Genomic DNA, 20,350 nt, shown 5'->3' on the forward strand with positions numbered 1-20,350 from the left:
TTAAAGAAGAATCTACGTTTGGGATCAAAAGAAATCCCTTTTGTCTTTTTAAAAATAGACATTGTTAAACAATATTGTTATTAATACAATTTTGGTTCATTCACGTGAAATTGCGATTTCATAGAGCTAGAGCTATAATAAGCCTAAAAATAAAACAAGGGTTTCTCTTCCATTTCACATAGTATGCAAAATAGAAGAGAAACCCTTGTTCACTTTAAATTAAAGCTTACGCTTGTCCAGCAGAACCGAATTCGCGGATTTTGCCAATAACTACTTCTTTAATCGCTTCACGACCAGGTACGATGTATTTACGTGGATCATATGCTTTTGCATCGTTGTTCAATACTTCACGAACAGCTTTTGTGAAAGCAAGTTGGTTTTCCGTATTTACATTGATTTTAGAAGTTCCTAAAGAAATCGCTTGTTGGATATCTTTTGTTGGGATTCCAGTTCCACCATGAAGAACTAACGGAACTTGTGTTAAGTCACGAACTTCTCCCATTTCTTTGAATCCTAGGTTTGGTTCACCTGAGTATTCTCCATGTACAGAACCTAAAGCTGGAGCAAAGCAGTCAACACCTGTTTGTTTAACTAGATCTTCACATTCTTTAGGGTCAGCATAAATAACACCATCTGCAATCACGTCATCCTCTTGTCCGCCAACTGTTCCAACTTCAGCTTCAACAGAAACGTCTTTTGAATGAGCATATTCAACAACTTTCTTCGTTGTTTCAATATTTTCTTCGATTGGGTGATGTGAAGCGTCAATCATTACAGATGTAAAGCCAGCATCAATGGCTTCTTTACATTTATCAAAACTTGAACCATGGTCTAAATGGATTGCAACTGGAACTGTAATCTTCATATCTTCTAATAGGCCTTGAACCATCATAACAACTGTTTTAAATCCGCCCATATGACGCGCCGCACCTTCTGATACTCCAAGAATTACAGGTGATTTTTCTTGTTGGGCAGCACTTAAAATAGCTTGAGTCCATTCCAAGTTATTAATGTTAAACTGACCAACTGCATATTTACCTTCAAGAGCTTTGTTAAGCATTTCTTTCATTGATACTAAAGGCATAATCATTTCCTCCTACAGTAAATGTTCTTCTACTTACAAATACACTTTAGAAATTTCCACAAACCTTATAACTTATTCAAGAATGTGAATGTCTCCTTATCTCCCTAAGCATATCAAGTCAAACAAAAAACAGCAACAATTTCCGCATACGTAAGAATATTCAGTTTTATTGCAGGGGATAAAACGATTTCACAAGAAGCGCAATCATCTTGAAAAGAGTAATAATTACGAAAAGTAATTTACTCACCATACAAAAATACTATATATTAAATCGTCGCTATTCTATAGTTTTCACACAAAATCTCATTGAATTTGCCATTTAAATAGTTTCAGCATTAAGATGACGCGTCCTTTTTTCCTTCAAAAAGGGCAGGCGTGCATCTGTGAGAAAATAGAAAAGTTTCATTTAGCTTTTATCCATTTATCAATTCAAAGTCAATTAGTTGGATTGAATGAGTATATGTTCACGCACTGCTTTACGAATATCGTCTATATCAAATGGCTTTGCAAAATGAGTAATTGCTCCTAAGTCCTTCGCTTCTTGAATCATATCAAGTTCCCCATAAGCAGTCATAATGATGACACGGATGTCAGCATCTATTCGCTTCATACGCTTTAGTATTTCAATTCCATCCATACCAGGAATTTTCATATCCAAAAGAACCAAGTCTGGTGAATGATTCGTAACGATATCAAGTGCTTGCACACCATTTGCGGCCTGAAATGTATCATACCCTTCCTTATGTAACACCTCATTTAATAATATTCTGATACCGAATTGATCATCGACAATAAGAACTTTCCCTGCCATACTCTCACTTCTTTCTGAATAAAATTATTGTATCTATTTGACTAACCATCAGTAAGGTATTACAAAAGCACAAAATTTAAAATCGCCTTTGTTTGAAGAACCCCATTAGTAAACATTTCCTTTTATTTGTTATTGCCGTTTCGAATACTTATCTGTTTTAGTATTTACAAGCTCTACCTTTTTACTATTCAAAGTATTGTATTATAGTCAGTTGATGTTAGATATGGTTCCTTCTTTACAATTGTAAACTATTCACTCAAATTAAAATACTATATTTTTTTAAAAAATGGTAAATTCAAAGAGACCTTAAAGTATTTGATACTGCTTTAGTCAATGAAAAAACGTAATTAACTTATTGGCTTCCTTTCAAATCAAAATACTTTCCCTTATAATTAAATGCATTCAGTTTGTGAATATAGCGATTGAAAGGAGGTTTATCCATGTTAAAAATGTTCTCCACCCAATTAACTGGATTATATAAAAAGATGCTTGATGAAGAAAGCTTCAATTTTGAAGATGGTGCAAGACTTCTTGCTCAAGCGGCTATTAGTGATGGCACGATTTATCTCAAAGGTTTCCAAGAGATGGGAGGCATTCTTTCAGAAGCTTTTTACGGTGCAGAACCTTTCCCAAGTGCTAAACCTTTTGATGAAAGTGTTTCGTTAACTGTGGCCGATCGCGTTATCTTGTTTACGAGATATTCCACCGATGAATCAGCCATACAGCTTGCCAAAAAACTGCGAGACCAACAGATTCCTTTTGTAACAATCGCCACTTCCTTAGATGCTGATGGAGAATCCATCGAGCACTATTCTGATGTACACATTAATTTACGGTTGCAAAGAGGGTTAATTCCAGATGACTCAGGAAACCGCGTCGGTTTTCCGCATTTAACGATCGCTTTGTTTGCCTACTATGGAATTAAATCTACACTTGAAGAGATTCTTTTGGAGTATAACGAAGAATAAAGTGAAACTTCCATATTAAATTAAGTAAAACGAGGGTATCCCAAAAGGTCTATCCACGCACACATAGTTCAGAGATTCTTCTGGATATGGCGGTTGCTGACTCTTTCATTATGGGAAACCCTCGTTTTTTTACATTATTTATTATGCTTTCAAAGACATTTCCACAAAATCACGGAATAGTGGTTGTGGACGATTTGGACGAGAAATGAATTCTGGATGGAATTGAGAAGCTACAAACCATGGATGATCTTTCAATTCAATAATTTCAACAAGGCGACCATCTGGGCTCGTTCCTGAGAAGACAAATCCTGCTTCTTCCATAGCTTGACGATAATGGTTATTGAATTCATAACGATGACGGTGACGTTCATAAACCACTTGTTGTCCGTAAGCATCGTAGGCTTTTGTACCTTCTATTAGTTTACATGGATACAGTCCTAGACGTAATGTTCCACCTAAATCTTCCACGTCTTTTTGTTCTGGAAGAAGATCGATGATAGGATGCTGTGTATCCTGATTAATTTCCGCTGAGTGTGCTCCTTTTAGACCAAGCACATTACGAGCAAATTCAACGGAAGCTAGCTGCATACCTAAGCAAATACCAAGGAAAGGTTTTTTCTGTTTACGAGCAAATTCAGTAGCTGCAATTTTCCCTTCAATACCACGATCACCGAATCCACCAGGTACAAGAATCCCATCAGCTTTCCCCAATAGTTCTTCGACATTTTCTCTCGTAACATGTTCAGCATTAACCCAATCAATTTCAACATCTGCATCATGCGCATAGCCTGCATGCTTCAATGCTTCAACAACCGAAAGATATGCATCTTGAAGTTCAACGTATTTCCCAACAAGAGCAATCTTTGTAGTTTTTGAAAGGGACGTAACTTTTTTAACAAGCTCTTTCCATTCTGTCATATCAGCTTCTTTGCAATCCAACTTCAAGTGGTCACAAACGATTTGGTCCATGTTCTGCGCTTGAAGTGCTAAAGGAATGGAGTAAAGGGTATCCGCATCTTGACATTCAATAACTGCTTTTTTATCAATATCACAGAATAAAGCAATCTTATCTTTCATGTCCTGAGAAATTGGCATTTCCGTACGACATACGATGAGGTTTGGCTGAATACCAAGGCTTCGCAACTCTTTTACGCTATGTTGAGTCGGTTTTGTCTTTAATTCTCCCGCTGCTTTAATAAATGGAACAAGGGTACAATGAATATACATCACATTATCACGACCGATGTCACTTTTGATTTGGCGAATAGCTTCAAGGAATGGAAGCGATTCGATATCGCCCACAGTTCCGCCGATTTCTGTTATAACAACATCTGCATTTGATTCATTTCCTGCTAAAAATGCACGTTCTTTGATTTCATTCGTAATATGAGGAATAACTTGTACCGTTCCACCCTGATAATCGCCTCGACGCTCTTTTCTAATAACAGTCGAATAGACTTTACCTGTTGTCACATTACTATGTTTTCCAACATTTATATCAATAAAACGCTCATAATGACCTAAGTCAAGATCGGCCTCAGCACCATCATCGGTTACATACACTTCACCGTGTTGATACGGGCTCATTGTTCCTGGATCCACATTGATATACGGATCGAATTTTTGAATGGTTACACTTAGTCCTCTGTTTTTCAATAATCGTCCCAATGATGCTGCCGTAATCCCTTTACCTAGCGAAGAAACGACACCGCCTGTTACGAAAATATACTTTGTCATGTTGTATCCTCCTTCAACTTCTCTTACATAATTGTCGCCTATGTTAATTTTTCTTACATCCTAAAGTCCATTCTTTTAGATTTCCCTTTAATTGCAGGACCATTTATACGAATCCATAAAAAATAAAAAAATGATGTTTATTTGAATGATTCATTCAGCAATCCATCATTTTACGTAGCTTTGTTTTCAACAGATAGAAAGTTTATGTTTTTTAAAACCTACCATTCTGTCTAACGCAAGCAGCCTCCGAGATTGAAACAGTGCTTCCCTTCCGCTTTCTAATAAAAAAACAAAACGCTCCGCTTACAGATGTAAGGGAGCGATATATTTATTATCCTGTCCTTTTTTAAGGAGCCCAAAAATGATTCTACAAATTCCGCTAGAAAAAGTCAAGGAAATCCCTATTCTTTTTCTACTTCTTCATCAAGGTCTTCTTCCTCATCTAATTCAAGTTCATCTTCGTCTATTAATTCTTCATCAAGGTCTTCTTCCTCGTCTTCGACTAAATCATCGTCAACATCCTCATCAAGCGGATCATCAAGAAGATCATCTTCGTCCTCATCAAGATCTTCTACATCTTCTTCAAAACCTAAATCATCCTCATCCAGCTCTTCAAAATCATCCTCGATGACTGAAGCTTTCTTAGCCTTTTTCTTTTTCGGCTTAACAACATGGACAACCTCATCTTCGATTTGATCAACCGGATACCATGTTTTCAATCCCCAGCGATTTTCACCTAAACAAGTAAAGCGTCCATTAACATTTAAATCCGTATAAAATTGTGGGATTATACTTTTAATTTGTTCTTTCGTTAATCCTTTCAAAGCAGCCAATTCTTTTACTAAATCATCAAATAATAGAGGGGCATTTTTTTCTACAAGCAATTCATAAGCCACTTCAAGCAATGACATTTCTAATAATTCTTCTTTTGAGTATGATTTTAAACTCAAGTTCGGCACTTCCTTTCTCTATATCAAACACTCTGTAAGTGTCCTTTCATATAAAACAAATATGGCGTTAAAACGCCACCATTTACTATGAAGGATAAATCCTATTACACGTTACACTCATCTAATCACAATGGTGGCGGTGCGGAGCCGGACTTCGGGGGACTTTCTTAATAAAATAAGTATATCCGCAAAGCAGATTGGCTATATAGTAAGTCACGAAGCCCCGCTCCCATGTCCTTTAAACAAAACTAACAAAAGATATTCATACATCATTCTGTATCGTCTATTGCTCTTCCTGCTAAACATACTATCCATTATAAACAATACCAGGAGGTTTATGCTAGTTAATCTTAGATTCTATGCTTATGACAGATCTTTTGGAAAAGCAAGAGAACCTTATAAGAGGATGTTCAAAAAGTCCGGTAAAAAGTAGCTGTCGAATTGCATCAAAGATCTGTCTCTCTATACCTGCACGTATTACTGCATACGTGCAGGTATAGAAAGATGCGCTCCTCGAACTTCTCGGCTCTGTTTATCCTCCTTTTTGAACACACATTATAATTGGGAACCTTACCTTTTTAGCGATCAATCATTACCACTTTAGCATATTTCCCTAAAAAAATTCCATCATGAATACAGACATAGATGGGATTTCCCTTGCATTTTTATTTACATATTTCTTCTATATTGGCCACCCACCTCATACAAGGCACGGGTGATTTGTCCGAGGCTTGCATATTTCACACATTCCATCAGCTCGGCAAAAATGTTTTCTCCATTCATGGCTGATTTTTTTAAACGTTGTAACGATTCTTCAGATTGATCGATGTTACGTTTTTGGAAGACACGAAGGTTCTCGATTTGACCTTCTTTCTCTTCACTGGTAGCTCGTGCTAGCTCCATCTTATTAAGTTCTTCTGCGCTTTGTGGATTAGGGTTCAAGTACGTATTAACTCCAATGATCGGCAGTTCTCCTGAATGTTTCTTCATTTCATAATACATCGATTCATCCTGAATCTTTCCGCGTTGGTATTGAGTTTCCATGGCACCGAGAACCCCACCGCGATCATCTATTCGGTCGAATTCCAAAAGAACGGCCTCTTCAACTAAATCAGTAAGCTCTTCAATTATATAGGAACCTTGAAGAGGGTTTTCATTTTTGGAAAGCCCAAGTTCCTTCGTAATAATCATTTGAATCGCCATAGCCCGGCGAACTGATTCCTCAGTAGGTGTCGTAATCGCTTCATCATAAGCATTTGTGTGTAAAGAATTACAATTATCCTGGAGCGCCATCAGTGCTTGTAAGCTCGTGCGAATATCGTTAAAATCAATTTCCTGTGCATGTAGCGAGCGACCAGATGTTTGGACATGATATTTCAATTTCTGACTTCGTTCATTTGCCCCATACTTATCACGCATAACCGTTGCCCAAATTCTTCTCGCTACCCTGCCGATTACCGTATATTCCGGATCCAACCCATTCGAGAAGAAAAATGATAAGTTCGGAGCGAAATCATCGATCCTCATGCCTCTGCTTAAATAATATTCTACATACGTAAAGCCATTCGCCAGTGTAAAGGCTAATTGCGAAATGGGATTAGCGCCAGCTTCTGCGATATGGTAACCGGAAATTGAGACAGAATAATAATTCCTCACTTTCTGATGAATAAAGTATTCCTGGATATCTCCCATCATTCTTAGGGCAAACTCCGTCGAGAAGATACATGTGTTTTGACCTTGATCTTCTTTGAGAATATCAGCTTGAACCGTTCCACGTACTGTTTGGAGTGTATACGATTTAATTTGTTCCATTTCCTCTTGCGTTACTGTTCTTTTTAGTTCGATTTCTTTCATGACAACTTGTTGTTCAATGGCTGTGTTTAAATACATCGCTAAAATAATCGGCGCTGGACCATTGATGGTCATTGATACTGATGTGGAGGGATGGCATAAATCAAAGCCTTGATAGAGCTTTTTCATATCATCTAACGTACAAATGCTAACTCCACTTTCCCCTACTTTTCCGTAAATATCTGGTCGATGATCAGGGTCTTCACCATATAGAGTAACGGAATCAAAGGCTGTGCTAAGTCTCTTAGCATCATCATCTTTAGATAAATAGTGAAAGCGTCGGTTCGTGCGATCAGGTGAGCCTTCGCCCGCAAATTGACGTTTCGGATCCTCTCCCTGCCGTTTGAATGGGAAAACTCCTGCAGTATAAGGAAACCTCCCAGGAATATTTTCCAAATAAACCCAACGAAGAATTTCTCCATAGTCAACAAACTTAGGCAGAGATACTTTCGGAATCGATAAGCCTGATAAACTTCTTTGGCGTAGTTCAGTAACAATTTCTTTATCACGTATTTTTGTAGTCAGCTTATCTCCTGAATACTTTTCTTTTAAACCATCCCATTCAGTAAGGATTTTTTTGGATTCTGCCGTTAATTTTTCTTCTGTTTCGATACGCAATTCTTCAAGAGCTTTCCAAACAGTTTGGCCTGTTTCTTGCTGGTTGACTGCATCAATGGCTCCTTCGAGCTGAAATAAACGACGAGCTACTTTCGCCTGTTCTTCCGTGCGATGGTAATAATTCCGGACTGTATCTGTAATTTCACGTAAATAGTAACGGCGATTATTGGGAATAATCATGTTTAGTTTCTTCACGTCAGCTTGCTTTGAAAAGCTAGTCGTCCATAAAGTTCCTGTCTTTTCATTTACCTTCTCTATTAATGCAGCAAATAGGGCATTTGTTCCCACATCATTAAATTGAGAAGCAATGGTCCCAAAAACGGGCATCTCTTCTGTGTCACGGTCAAAAAGCATCCTGCTTCGTTGATATTGCTTTTGCACCTGATTTTTGGCATCCTCTGAACCCTTCCGTTCAAATTTATTGATAACAACCAAATCTGCATAATCAATCATATCAATTTTTTCCAATTGAGAAGGTGCTCCAAATTCACTTGTCATTACATATAAAGAAACGTCACAAACTTCAGCGACTTGGGCATCACCTTGCCCAATTCCGCTCGTTTCCACGATGATTAGGTCAAAACCAGCCGCCTTGACTACCGAAATCGCATCACGGATAGCTAATGAAAGCTCTGTCTTGGAATGGCGTGTTGCAAGGCTTCGCATATACACGCGATTAGAGAATATGGCATTCATTCGTATACGATCACCAAGTAAGGCACCACCTGTTTTCTGTTTGGTTGGGTCAATGGACAGTACAGCCACTCTCTTTTCCGGAATTTCGTTAAGGAAACGACGAATTAATTCATCGGTTAAAGAGCTTTTTCCCGCTCCTCCTGTTCCTGTCATTCCAATAACCGGTGTCAATTTATTAGATGTTTTAATTTGTTCAAGGAGGCGCTCCGCTGTTGCCACTGTTTCATCATTCATCGCCATCTTGTTCTCAGCAAGAGTAATGTACTTTGCAACAGCAACCGGATTCCCCGTTCGTAATTCATCAAATTGATCTGGCTGAGACGCTTGAATGGTTGAGAAATCACATTCTTTAAGTAGTTTATTAATCATTCCTTGAAGCCCTTGGTTTCTTCCGTCTTCAGGGGAAAAAATATGACAAATCCCATAATCATGAAGTTCTTTGATTTCTCGGGGAATAATGACTCCGCCACCACCACCATAAATCCGAATATGCGGTGCTCCCTTTTCCTTCAACAAATCATACATATATTTAAAGTACTCTAAATGGCCACCCTGATAGGATGTAACAGCAATCCCCTGAACATCCTCCTGTATCGCCGCATTTACTACTTCCTCAACTGAACGATTATGGCCGAGATGAATCACCTCAGTACCGCTTGATTGCATGATTCTTCTCATAATATTAATCGTTGCATCATGTCCATCAAACAAACTCGAAGCTGTCACAAAACGAATCGGATGTTTCGCTCTATAAATCTCAATTGTACCCATTTGCTTCCCCCCTCATCGCAATAGGTTATCATGTTTTTACATTCACTACCGATGGAAGCTTTCTAGTTTATTTGGTTAACATTCTTGATATCACGAGTTTTTGAATTTCTTGAGTGCCTTCATAAATTTGGGTAATTTTCGCATCTCGCATATAGCGTTCAACTGGATAGTCTTTCGTGTAGCCATAACCACCAAATACTTGTACTGCTTCCGTTGTCACTTTCATTGCAGTATCACCCGCAAATAATTTCGACATAGCTGATTCTTTTCCATACGAAAACCCTTCCGATTCAAGCCAAGCAGCTTGATATGTAAGGAGACGGGCAGCCTCCACACTGGTGGCCATTTCCGCAAGCTTAAAGCTAACTCCTTGTTGGGCTGCAATTGGTTTTCCGAACTGGACGCGCCCTTTTGCATATTCAACAGCTGCATCGAGTGCACCTTGAGCGATGCCGACAGCTTGTGCCGCTATGCCATTTCGACCACCATCTAGCGTCATCATGGCAATTTTGAACCCTTCCCCTGCTTTTCCTAGCAAGTTTTCTTTTGGAACCTGGCAATCTTCAAAAATAATTTCAGTAGTTGGCGATGAACGAATCCCCAATTTCCTCTCTTTTTTCCCTATGCTAAAACCTGGAAATTCTTTTTCAATAATGAACGCACTCGTACCTTTTTGTTTGGACGTAGGATCGGTTAAAGCAAAGACAATATACGTATCCGCAATCCCGCCATTTGTGATGAAGATTTTAGAGCCATTTAACACATAATAATCACCATCTAATTTAGCCTGTGTCTTCATGCCTCCAGCGTCCGAACCAGCACCAGGTTCTGTCAGGCCATAGGCACCAATTTTCTTTCCTTCTGCCATCGGACGAAGATATTTCTGTTTCTGTTCTTCAGTACCAAACGAATAGATCGGCCATCCTGCAAGAGATGTATGAGCAGATAGCGTAACACCTGTTGAAGCACATACTCTTGAAAGTTCTTCAACCGCGATACAATAGGCCAAATAGTCGCTACCGATTCCACCGTATTCTTCAGGCCATGGAATGCCAGTCAAACCCAGTTCAGCCATTTTATCAAACAGCGTCCGATCAAATCTTTCTTCTTCATCACGTTCTGCAGCAGTTGGTTCTACTTCTTTTTTTGCAAAATCACGAACCATTTTTCTGATCATGTCGTGTTCATCCGTTAATTTAAACTGCATGCCGTTATCCCCCTACAAATGTTTGTAAATCACGATTTTTTGAATTTCACTCGTACCTTCGTAAATTTCTGTCACTTTTGCATCGCGAAAATAGCGCTCAACGGGGTATTCCTTCGTATAGCCGTATCCACCAAACACTTGAATGGCTTCTGTCGTCACATCCACTGCTGTTTTTGAAGCAAATAGCTTAGCCATCGATGCTTCTTTGCCACAAGATAAACAATGTGAACGAAGATAAGCTGCTTGGTAGACTAATAGTTTGGCTGCTTCAATTGCTGTCCCCATTTCGGCAAGCTTGAAACCGACTCCTTGTTGTGCTGCAATTGATTTCCCAAATTGAACACGTTCCTTCGCATACGCTACAGCATGACTAAAAGCACCTTCTGCAATGCCCAGTGCTTGTGCGGCAATACCAATTCGACCTACCTCTAAATTGGCCAAGGCAATTTTGAATCCGTCTCCTTCTTTGCCTAATAGGTTTTTTGCAGGTACCTTCGTATCCTCAAATGTAAGCTGTACGGTTCGTGAACCCATCAGACCCATTTTATGTTCATCTTTGCCAATGATTAGACCTGGTGTGTCTTTATCGACGATGAAAGCAGATACCCCTTTACTCCTTTCCTGAGGGTTAGTGGAAGCAAACACAATATACACATCCGCTTCTCCGCCATTTGTGATAAATGCTTTTGAACCGTTCAATCTATAAAAATCTCCATCTCTTATTGCCCTTGATTTCAAGTTAGCAGCATCGGAGCCAGCACTTGGTTCTGACAAACAAAAAGCGCCTAAATATTTTCCAGTTGCAAGCATGGGAACGTATTTTTGCTTTTGCTCCTCGTTCCCGAAATAGACGATTGGATTTGTTCCGACTGATGTATGAACGGATAAAATGACGCCCAAGGCTGGGCTTACTTTGGAAATTTCATGAATGGCAATAATATAAGAAATAAAATCCATTTCAGCTCCACCATATTGTTCAGGTATCGGAATTCCCATTAATCCAAGTTCCCCCATTTTTTGAAGCACTTGTCTGGGAAATTCACCGTTTTCCATCCGCTCTACAAAGGGAGCAACCTCTGCCGCCGTAAAATCTCGAACCATTTTCCGCATCATTTCTTGCTCTTCATTAAAGTGGAAAATCATCTGTACTCCCCCTAGCTGTCACTAAATACTTGTTAGCTATATTCATAAAAGCCACGTCCTGACTTTTTACCAAGCCATCCTGCTTTTACATACTTACGAAGTAGCGGGCATGGGCGGTATTTGTCGTCACCAAAGCCATCGTGGAGCGTTTCCATGATAGATAGGCATGTATCTAAACCGATAAAGTCAGCGAGCGTCAATGGCCCCATTGGATGGTTCATGCCTAACTTCATGACATCATCAATCGCTTCCTTCGAGGCCACACCTTCATATAATGTATAAATAGCTTCATTGATCATTGGCATCAAAATTCGATTGGATACGAATCCAGGAAAATCATTCACCTCAACCGGCACCTTTTTTAGCGATACAGCCATTTCTTCAATCGTTCTATATACTTCATCATCTGTCGCCAGACCGCGGATGATTTCAACAAGTTTCATGACGGGAACTGGGTTCATAAAATGCATGCCAATTACCTTTTCAGGACGTTTAGTCGCAGCTGCAAGTTCAGTAATGGGGAGTGAGGACGTGTTGCTAGCAAGAATCACATGAAGAGGTGTAATCTGATCAAGCTCAGTAAATAATGATGCTTTAATTGCCATATTCTCCACTGCCGCTTCAATGACTAAATCAACCGAAGCCGCACTTTGTATATCAATAGAGGAGGTTAGCCTTTTAAGCGTATCTGTTTTTTCCTGCTCGGTAAGCTTTCCTTTATTCACTTGTTTAGTCAAATTCTGCGTGATAATCGTGATTCCACGATCTACGAAGTCTTGCTTTAGATCATGTAGGATGACTTCATATCCGCTCATCGCACATACTTGGGCAATTCCTGAACCCATTTGTCCGGCTCCAATGATCATTACCTTGTTAATATCCACAGCTACTCCTCCTCATCTCGATTGAAGACTCTATTATGCTTGACTTGGCACTTCTATTAAAATGGCATCTCCTTGACCGCCACCGCTGCAGATTGCGGCAATTCCTAGACCACCGCCGCGTCGTTTCAGTTCATGCATAAGTGTAATGATGATGCGTGCACCGCTCGCCCCTATAGGATGACCAAGCGCTACCGCTCCACCATTCACATTCACCTTTTCTTGATCGACATTGGCAATTTCCTTACTAGCAAGCGCCACAGCTGCAAATGCTTCATTAATTTCAAATAAAGCAATTTCATCAAGTGATTTCCCTGTTTTTTCCAATAATTCATTAATTACGAAACCTGGGGTTTTTGGGAAATCCTTCGCTTCTACCGCTACTTCTGCATGACCAAGAATATAAGCAAATGGAGCAATGCCTTCTTTCTCTGCCCGCTCTTCACTCATTAATACAAGTGCTCCTGCTCCATCATTTACTCTGGGAGCGTTTCCTGCTGTAATCGTTCCTTCATTGTTAAAAGCAGGTCTGAGCGTTGCTAGTTTCTCCATGGTTGTATCTTTTCTTGGTGCTTCATCGTTTGCAACCGTTAACGGCTCACCTTTTCTGTTAAGTACTTGAACCGGTATAATTTCTTCTGCAAGTGTTCCATTGGCAATCGCCGCTATTGCTTTTTGGTGACTTTGAAATGCCCAATGATCCTGATCTTCCCGTGATAATCCCAGCTCTTTGGCTGTGCTGTTTCCGTATGTGCCCATATGTACACCTGTAAAGCTCAAGCTTAAACCATCATGAATCAATACATCTTTCAATTCTGAATCACCCATTCGCAATCCCCATCTTGCATTTGGCAAAATGTATGGCGCGTTACTCATAGACTCCATCCCACCCGCTACAATGACTTCTTCATCTCCAAGCCTTATAATTTGATCAGCAAGTGTCACGCTGCGTAGTCCAGACGCACAAACTTTATTAATCGTTTCTGTTTTCACTTCCCAAGGTAATCCTGCATGGCGTGCTGCCTGCCGAGAAGGAATTTGTCCCTGCCCTGCTTGAAGTACATTTCCCATAATCACTTCATCAACTTGGCTACCATTAATCCCAGCTCGGTTAAGCGCCTCTTTAATCGCGACTCCACCAAGCTCTGAGGCTGTTAAACTACTAAGACCTCCGCCAAATTTACCAAAAGGTGTACGAGCACCACTCACAATCACTGTTTTTGCCATTTTAAATTCCTCCCAATCCCTTTAATTAAATTTTTTCATAACTAATTGAATCCTCGCTCATAAGAAAAGTGCAAGCGCCTTGTTCGCCTTTCGGTTGTAAGCGCTTTATAATCTGGTTTATTTGAACTCGATAAAAATATTGAATAAAACTTCTTTACATATATCAGTTTCGATAAAGTGAGACTTCAATTGGGGGCACTTCCCCCCATCCTTTTATCTCTTGATTATCTAAACAAAATTGATGTAGGGGGTTACCTTAAACTAGGATAAAAGATTACGCGCTCTCAATAAGTTTGAAGCTCTACGCATTAGATAACACTGCTTTATAAAGGTTTATATTATGATACTACTCCTTGCTGATTCCCTATGACTGATCGTTCCAGCAATTCCGCTACATCATAGGTTTTTACATCTTCTTCTACTTCTTTCGCCTTCGTTCCATCTGAAAGCATCGTTAAGCAGTATGGACAGCCTGAGCTGATCACGGATGGTTTCACAGCGAGTGCTTGCTCTGTTCGGGCGATATTGATCCGGTGTCCGGTTTCTTCTTCCATCCACATCAAGCCGCCACCTGCTCCACAACACATCCCGTTTTCTCGATTCCTTTCAATTTCAACAAGGGTAACGCCAGGGATTGATTTTAAAATCTCCCGCGGTGGGTCATACACTTCATTGTAGCGACCTAAATAACAAGAATCGTGAAAAGTTATCTTCTCATGAACCGGGTGCTTCGGCACAAGTTTCCCTTCTTTTACAAGCTTGGCAAGCAGTTCTGTATGATGATACACTTCTGCGTCCAATCCGAAATCAGGATATTCATTTTTGAAAATATTATAGGCGTGTGGGTCAATTGTGACAATTTTCCTCACATTATGTTTCTCAAACTCTTCAATGTTTTTCGTTGCAAGCTCCTGAAAAACGAATTCATTTCCTAAACGACGTGGCGTGTCCCCTGAATTCTTCTCTTTGTTGCCAAGAATTGCAAATTTCACACCAGCTTCATTCAGTAACTTGGCAAATGATAAGGCGATTTTTTGGCTGCGGTTATCATAAGACCCCATGGAACCTACCCAGAATAAGTATTCGAATTCTTCGTCTGCTTTCTTCAATTCCTTTACAGTTGGAATATGGACATCAGCGCGTTGCTCTCTCCAGTCTTCTCTTTCTTTCCTGTTTAAGCCCCAAGGATTTCCTTGACGTTCAATGTTTGTCATAGCACGCTTTGCGTCTGGATCCACTTTTCCTTCTGTTAAGACAAGATAACGTCTCATATCGATAATTTTATCCACATGCTCATTTAATACTGGACATTGGTCCTCACAGTTCCGACAAGTCGTACAAGCCCAAAGCTCTTCTTCCGTAATTACTTCGCCAATCAAGCTCTTACTGTATGTTTCAGCAGTTGCTGCTGTTTCTTGTGCTCCCGCTGTTCTTGATGCAATCGCAATCTGATTTCCTTCTGTTTGCCCAAAAACAAATGTCGGCACCCATGGCTGCTTGCCTGTAATCGCCGCTCCAGTATTGGTTAAGTGATCACGCATTTTCACAATAAGATCCATTGGCGAAAGCATTTTTCCTGTTCCAGATGCTGGACACATATTCGTACAACGGCCACATTCCACACAAGCATATAAATCAGTAAGTTGGTACTGCGTAAAGTCTTCAATCTTCTGAGCTCCGTAATAGACCTCTGCTTCACCTTCCTCTGGTTCTTCTTCAAAATTAATGGATGCAAGCTTCCCCGGATTCGTTAAGCGCATAAAGAAAACATTCACAGGTCCTGCAATTAAATGCGCATGTTTAGATTGTGGGATATAAACAAGGAAGGTCAATATAATTAGCAAATGCAGCCACCATGCCATGTAAAAACCTACCGTTGCAGCTTGTGGTCCTATCCAACTGAATAGGAATGCAACTGCTGAAGCGACTGGCTCTGACCAAGTAGCTTCATGCTCGTTCCAGACCATCGCCATTCCATTACCTATTAACACAGTAGCCATAATGCCGCCAATAAAAAGGATGACGAGCATTGCCTTGAAGTCACGTTTTAGGCGTACAAGTTTCTCGATATAACGGCGGTAAAATGCCCAAATGATCGCGATAAGTACGGTTAATGTGACCATTTCCTGAAGGAATGTAAAGGCAGGATAGACTGGGCCAAAAGGTAAATGCCAACCCGGTTTCAAACCTTTGATAATAAAGTCGACTGCGCCAAATTGCACTAAAATAAACCCATAAAAAAGCATGACATGAATCGTACCGCTTTTTTTATCCTTCAATAATTTCTTCTGTTTAAATACATATACCCAAATATTCAATAGCCGCTCTTTAACACGGTTATCAAATTCTACTTTTCCCCCAAGCTTCACATAAGCTGTTCTCGTTCTAAGTAAATAAGCAAAAAGGCTCACCGAGTAAACGATTACAATCACTGTCGCGACTAAGTTTAACCAGAGTAAACCATTCATTTCCACAGATATAACCCCCTTCTGGTGAATTGCCAATTTTAATATGTAGAATACATCTGCCCATATTCTGTAATAGATTACCTCCATTATATAATGAATGACCATTCAGTCAATGATTTTAATTTATAAATTATGAATTTTCCAATTATTATAATCACCTTCCCTATTTATGAAAAATTCTATTCACTTTATTAGGCTTATTCAATGAGTATAAATGGAAATTATGCGTAAACTAATGAGACGAGACTTGCCACATTTGAGGAGAGAATATGCTTTGAAAATTGTTATCGTTCTTTTACTGTTACTGTTATTTGTCCTCTGTTGGTTAAGAATTGATTTTAGACGAGGACAAAAGCATCATATGCAAAACAACTACAATCGAGTATATCCAAAACGCCGAGGAGAATTAAGGCTTTATACAGATGGAACTGATTTATTTGCAGAATTATTCAGAGATATTCATCAAGCTACCAAACATGTTCATGTTCTTTTTTACATTATAAAAAATGATCAGTTTAGCCAACAATTCTTGGACGTATTGATGCATAAAGCAAAAAGCGGAGTTGAGGTAAGACTTTTGATAGACTGGATGGGGAGTAGAGCTATTTCAAAGCGAATGGTAAAAGAACTAAAAAAGAACGGCGTTCGCTTTTCTTTTAGTTTTACACCAAAGTTGCCATACCTTTTCTATACCTCTCAAAAAAGAAATCATCGGAAGATCACTGTCATTGATGGTGAGATTGGCTATTTAGGTGGTTTAAATATTGGCAAAGAATATATCAATCAAGACCCTAAATTGTGTCCTTGGAGAGACTATCATCTTAAATTGACTGGTGAATCCATTCAAGATTTACAATATGAGTTTCTAACAGACTGGTACACAGCTACAAAGGAAGACTATCGGAAAAGTGATCATTATTTCCCACAGCAGCAACCTGGCACTATGCAACATACGATCGTTCCAACTGAAGGGTTCGGATTGGAAGAAACATTTACACGCTTTATTCACAAAGCGAAACATGAAATTATTATTGGTACGCCTTATTTCATCCCGAGCATTACATTGCTTGAAGAACTGAGGAAAGTGCTGCAAAAAGGCATCAAACTAACCATCATTGTTCCCTTTGTTTCCGACCATCTATTCGTGAAAGAAGCTGCCTATCGTTATTTTCGAATTCTGATAAAAGAAGGGGCTCACGTCTTACAGTTCCAAAATGGGTTTTACCATTCAAAAGTCTTATTTATTGATGATCATCTTTGTGATATTGGCACAGCAAATTTCGATAAACGCAGTTTGTTTTTAAACCATGAAGTCAATTGTCTGATCTATGATCCGTCATTTTTAGCTGAAGTGGCAAAGAAAATACAGGATGACATATCGAATTCAACAACGCTAGCAGAATGTACGCTAACTCGTCCGACTTTGGTGCAATTAATCAAAGAACGGATTGCCTATACGATTTCACCCTTTTTATAAGTTTTTGAATGAAGAAAAGATTTCTCATGAAAAGAGGATGGCTCGGGGCCATCCTCTTTCATTTTTTCTTTACATTTTCTCTGGTGCAGATACGCCAATCAAAGCAAGTGCGTTTTTCAGTGTAATTTGCACAGATTTAGCGAGTGCTAAACGTGCTTTACTACGGTCAGTATGCTCCACATCTAAAACTTTGTCGGCATTGTAGAAGCTGTGAAATACAGAAGCTAGATCAAAGATGTAATTCGTCATTCGATGCGGCATCCGTTTTTCAGCTGCTTCAGCAATGGCTTGAGGGAATTCACCAAGCTTTTTCAAAAGTTCAATCTCTTTTTCTGTAGATAGTAGCGAGAAATCTGCTGATTGGTCTAAGCTGATTCCTTGCTCCTCTCCTTGACGCAAAATGCTAGAAATACGTGCATGTGCGTATTGTGCATAATAAACAGGATTGTCATTGGATTGTGAAACGGCTAAATCCAAGTCAAAGTCCATATGTGTATCCGCACTTCTCATCGCAAAGAAATAACGTGTTGCATCAAGACCTACTTCATCAATCAGGTCGCGCATTGTTACCGCTTTTCCAGTCCGCTTACTCATTTTCATTTTCTCGCCATCTTTATATAAATGGACAAGCTGAATAATTTCTACTTCTAATTGGTCACGACGGTAGCCTAAAGCTTCAATCGCTGCTTTCATACGCGGAATATATCCGTGATGATCAGCTCCCCAAATATTAATCAGTTGCTCAAAGCCACGTTCTAACTTATCGCGGTGATACGCAATATCTGGTGTTAAGTATGTGTAAGAACCATCCTGTTTAATAAGAACACGATTTTTATCGTCACCTAATTCTGTTGAACGGAACCATGTAGCTCCATCCTCTTCGTAGATATGGCCTCTTTCTTTCAACGCAGCAAGACCTTCATCAATTTTTCCATTCTTATACAATGACGTTTCGGAATACCATACATCAAAGCGCACACGGAAGTTTTCTAAGTCCGTTTTTAATTTTCCCATTTCATATTTCAAGCCGTAGTCACGGAAAAAGTCAAAACGTACGCTTTCATCCACTGTTACGTACTGATCACCGAACTCCTCAGCAAGTTTTTTGCCGATTCCAATAATATCTGCTCCATGATAGCCATCTTGTGGCATTTCTTTTTCAAGACCTAGAGCTTGGAAATAGCGTGCCTCTACAGATAATGAAAGGTTATTAATTTGATTACCGGCATCATTGATATAGTATTCACGTGAAACATCATAGCCTGCTTTTGCTAGGACATTACATAAGGTATCTCCTACTGCCGCTCCACGTGCATGTCCCAAATGAAGGTCCCCCGTCGGATTAGCAGAAACGAACTCAACCTGGACCTTTTGTTTTTTTCCGAAGTCACTCTCACCATATGAATCTCCGGCTTCTAAAATGACCGGGATTAATTCGGTCAAATATTGATTGTCCATATAAAAATTGATAAAACCGGGTCCAGCAATTTCAATTTTTTCAATCGAAGCTTTATTACGGTCGAAGTTTTCAATTAAACTTTCCGCGATTGCACGAGGCGCCTTTTTTGCTACACGGGCAAGTTGCATCGCCATATTTGTTGAATAATCGCCATGTGTTTTATCTTTCGGAAGCTCTAATACGACATTGGGAATTTCCTCTTTTGTAGCTAGCCCTGCTTTTATTACTGCATCTTTTATTTCTTGCTTTAGTTTTTCTTGAACTTGCTGCACGATATTCATTGATTATGCTTCCTCCTTATATGTTAATGTCATTTCATATTGACCTGGCTCTGCCCCTTGCATCTGCATTTGGTAGGAAATATCAAAACGGCCTTCCTTCGCCATGTCATTCCATTGATGATGGGCGTATTTTGTTTTTGTAACCAGTGCCAGCATGCCATACATGCTTTCGTAATGGCCGTTTGTCATTTCTCCCACGCGGAAAAGCTGACGCATCTTAATCGCTCCATTCCGTAGAAGCAGTATTTCATTATCTTTATTTTTAATGGTTGTCTGAACTTTCCCCGCTTCATTTTCCTCAGCATACTGTAAATAGAACGAGGAGTTTTTTTGAAATTTTGTCCCAAAGGTTATCAACTCATACGCCTCGGTTTCAGAACCAACAGTAATTTTCGTTTTAAGTGTCACCTTCACTGATTGCTTTTCCAGATCATGAAGTGCCAATTTTCTACACATCCTTCAGTACCTAATAGAGGTTGTAAAAAAAGGCCGGTAAAAAAGCTTGCGAATTTCTTAGCTCTTTTTATCCTCCTTTTTGAACACGCACTAATAACCTTTTAAGTATAAATACTCTTTCAAAAAGATTCAACCTGCAGAAGAAACAATATCGCTTTAAAACGGCAAGAACTAGTTTAGAGGGTGGCTTTACTTAGCTCTAAATTACTTACATTTTATTTGGTAGATCTCAAGAATAAGTTAACCACTCCTTGTCTATTCCTTT

At 39.4% G+C, this 20,350-nt stretch carries 14 protein-coding genes; 2 read left to right on the plus strand and 12 right to left on the minus strand.

The genetic code is table 11. From position 1 onward, the window contains the following. Positions 1–226 precede the first annotated feature (226 nt). Together AC1MGI_RS03930 and AC1MGI_RS03935 are read right to left on the minus strand one after the other, a co-directional pair. Positions 227–1,084 carry a class II fructose-bisphosphate aldolase gene (locus tag AC1MGI_RS03930; protein WP_062185367.1) on the minus strand — a complete coding sequence of 286 codons (858 nt, stop codon included), beginning with the start codon at positions 1,082–1,084 and terminating at the stop codon, positions 227–229. Between the two features lie 439 nt (positions 1,085–1,523). Further along, positions 1,524–1,895, minus strand: coding sequence for a response regulator (locus AC1MGI_RS03935; RefSeq protein ID WP_480348660.1), 372 nt, complete (start codon positions 1,893–1,895; stop codon positions 1,524–1,526). A 440-nt stretch (positions 1,896–2,335) separates the two neighbouring features. Between AC1MGI_RS03935 and AC1MGI_RS03940 the strand changes: the two genes are divergently transcribed. Further along, positions 2,336–2,863: a DUF2529 domain-containing protein gene (locus AC1MGI_RS03940; protein WP_480348661.1), complete on the plus strand. Its 528-nt coding sequence runs from the start codon at positions 2,336–2,338 to the stop codon at positions 2,861–2,863. A 141-nt stretch (positions 2,864–3,004) separates the two neighbouring features. Here AC1MGI_RS03940 and AC1MGI_RS03945 read toward each other — a convergent pair whose 3' ends face one another. The 8 genes from AC1MGI_RS03945 to AC1MGI_RS03980 form a co-directional block, all read right to left on the minus strand. Further along, positions 3,005–4,600, minus strand: a complete 1,596-nt coding sequence (locus AC1MGI_RS03945; protein ID WP_480348662.1) for a CTP synthase — start codon at positions 4,598–4,600, stop codon at positions 3,005–3,007. A 401-nt stretch (positions 4,601–5,001) separates the two neighbouring features. Beyond that, positions 5,002–5,559 carry a DNA-directed RNA polymerase subunit delta gene (gene rpoE / locus AC1MGI_RS03950; RefSeq protein WP_454213504.1) on the minus strand — a complete coding sequence of 186 codons (558 nt, stop codon included), beginning with the start codon at positions 5,557–5,559 and terminating at the stop codon, positions 5,002–5,004. A 660-nt stretch (positions 5,560–6,219) separates the two neighbouring features. Next, the gene (gene icmF, locus AC1MGI_RS03955) at positions 6,220–9,486 is read right to left on the minus strand and encodes a fused isobutyryl-CoA mutase/GTPase IcmF (RefSeq protein WP_480348663.1); all 3,267 of its coding nucleotides are present in this window, start codon (positions 9,484–9,486) and stop codon (positions 6,220–6,222) included. Between the two features lie 67 nt (positions 9,487–9,553). Next, the gene (locus tag AC1MGI_RS03960) at positions 9,554–10,693 is read right to left on the minus strand and encodes an acyl-CoA dehydrogenase (RefSeq protein ID WP_480348664.1); all 1,140 of its coding nucleotides are present in this window, start codon (positions 10,691–10,693) and stop codon (positions 9,554–9,556) included. A 12-nt stretch (positions 10,694–10,705) separates the two neighbouring features. Further along, positions 10,706–11,836 (minus strand): acyl-CoA dehydrogenase, encoded by a 1,131-nt coding sequence (locus tag AC1MGI_RS03965; RefSeq protein WP_480348665.1) that lies wholly within the window; start codon positions 11,834–11,836, stop codon positions 10,706–10,708. Between the two features lie 32 nt (positions 11,837–11,868). Continuing rightward, entirely contained in the window at positions 11,869–12,720 is an 852-nt protein-coding gene (locus AC1MGI_RS03970; protein ID WP_480348666.1) for a 3-hydroxybutyryl-CoA dehydrogenase, read from the minus strand. A gap of 33 nt (positions 12,721–12,753) precedes the next feature. Then, positions 12,754–13,944 carry an acetyl-CoA C-acetyltransferase gene (locus AC1MGI_RS03975; RefSeq protein WP_480348667.1) on the minus strand — a complete coding sequence of 397 codons (1,191 nt, stop codon included), beginning with the start codon at positions 13,942–13,944 and terminating at the stop codon, positions 12,754–12,756. Between the two features lie 338 nt (positions 13,945–14,282). Then, positions 14,283–16,412: a heterodisulfide reductase-related iron-sulfur binding cluster gene (locus AC1MGI_RS03980; protein ID WP_480349698.1), complete on the minus strand. Its 2,130-nt coding sequence runs from the start codon at positions 16,410–16,412 to the stop codon at positions 14,283–14,285. A 274-nt stretch (positions 16,413–16,686) separates the two neighbouring features. Here AC1MGI_RS03980 and cls point away from each other — a divergent pair, with 274 nt between their 5' ends. Continuing rightward, entirely contained in the window at positions 16,687–17,889 is a 1,203-nt protein-coding gene (gene cls, locus AC1MGI_RS03985; RefSeq protein ID WP_480348668.1) for a cardiolipin synthase, read from the plus strand. Between the two features lie 69 nt (positions 17,890–17,958). Here cls and argS read toward each other — a convergent pair whose 3' ends face one another. Continuing rightward, positions 17,959–19,629, minus strand: a complete 1,671-nt coding sequence (gene argS / locus AC1MGI_RS03990) for an arginine--tRNA ligase (RefSeq protein ID WP_480348669.1) — start codon at positions 19,627–19,629, stop codon at positions 17,959–17,961. A gap of 3 nt (positions 19,630–19,632) precedes the next feature. Further along, positions 19,633–20,073 carry a YwiB family protein gene (locus tag AC1MGI_RS03995; RefSeq protein WP_480348670.1) on the minus strand — a complete coding sequence of 147 codons (441 nt, stop codon included), beginning with the start codon at positions 20,071–20,073 and terminating at the stop codon, positions 19,633–19,635. Positions 20,074–20,350: the final 277 nt, after the last annotated feature.

This window comes from Peribacillus sp. BM1, from assembly GCF_056679975.1.

Excerpts from the sequence above, each read along its gene's own strand:
- AC1MGI_RS03930 (WP_062185367.1), bottom strand. The coding sequence starts at position 1,084 with ATGCCTTTAGTATCAATGAAAGAAATGCTTAACAAAGCTCTTGAAGGT.
- AC1MGI_RS03960 (WP_480348664.1), bottom strand. The coding sequence starts at position 10,693 with ATGCAGTTTAAATTAACGGATGAACACGACATGATCAGAAAAATGGTT.
- AC1MGI_RS03940 (WP_480348661.1), top strand. The coding sequence starts at position 2,336 with ATGTTAAAAATGTTCTCCACCCAATTAACTGGATTATATAAAAAGATG.
- icmF (WP_480348663.1), bottom strand. The coding sequence starts at position 9,486 with ATGGGTACAATTGAGATTTATAGAGCGAAACATCCGATTCGTTTTGTG.
- AC1MGI_RS03975 (WP_480348667.1), bottom strand. The coding sequence starts at position 13,944 with ATGGCAAAAACAGTGATTGTGAGTGGTGCTCGTACACCTTTTGGTAAA.
- argS (WP_480348669.1), bottom strand. The coding sequence starts at position 19,629 with ATGAATATCGTGCAGCAAGTTCAAGAAAAACTAAAGCAAGAAATAAAA.
- AC1MGI_RS03935 (WP_480348660.1), bottom strand. The coding sequence starts at position 1,895 with ATGGCAGGGAAAGTTCTTATTGTCGATGATCAATTCGGTATCAGAATA.
- AC1MGI_RS03965 (WP_480348665.1), bottom strand. The coding sequence starts at position 11,836 with ATGATTTTCCACTTTAATGAAGAGCAAGAAATGATGCGGAAAATGGTT.
- AC1MGI_RS03980 (WP_480349698.1), bottom strand. The coding sequence starts at position 16,412 with ATGAATGGTTTACTCTGGTTAAACTTAGTCGCGACAGTGATTGTAATC.
- AC1MGI_RS03945 (WP_480348662.1), bottom strand. The coding sequence starts at position 4,600 with ATGACAAAGTATATTTTCGTAACAGGCGGTGTCGTTTCTTCGCTAGGT.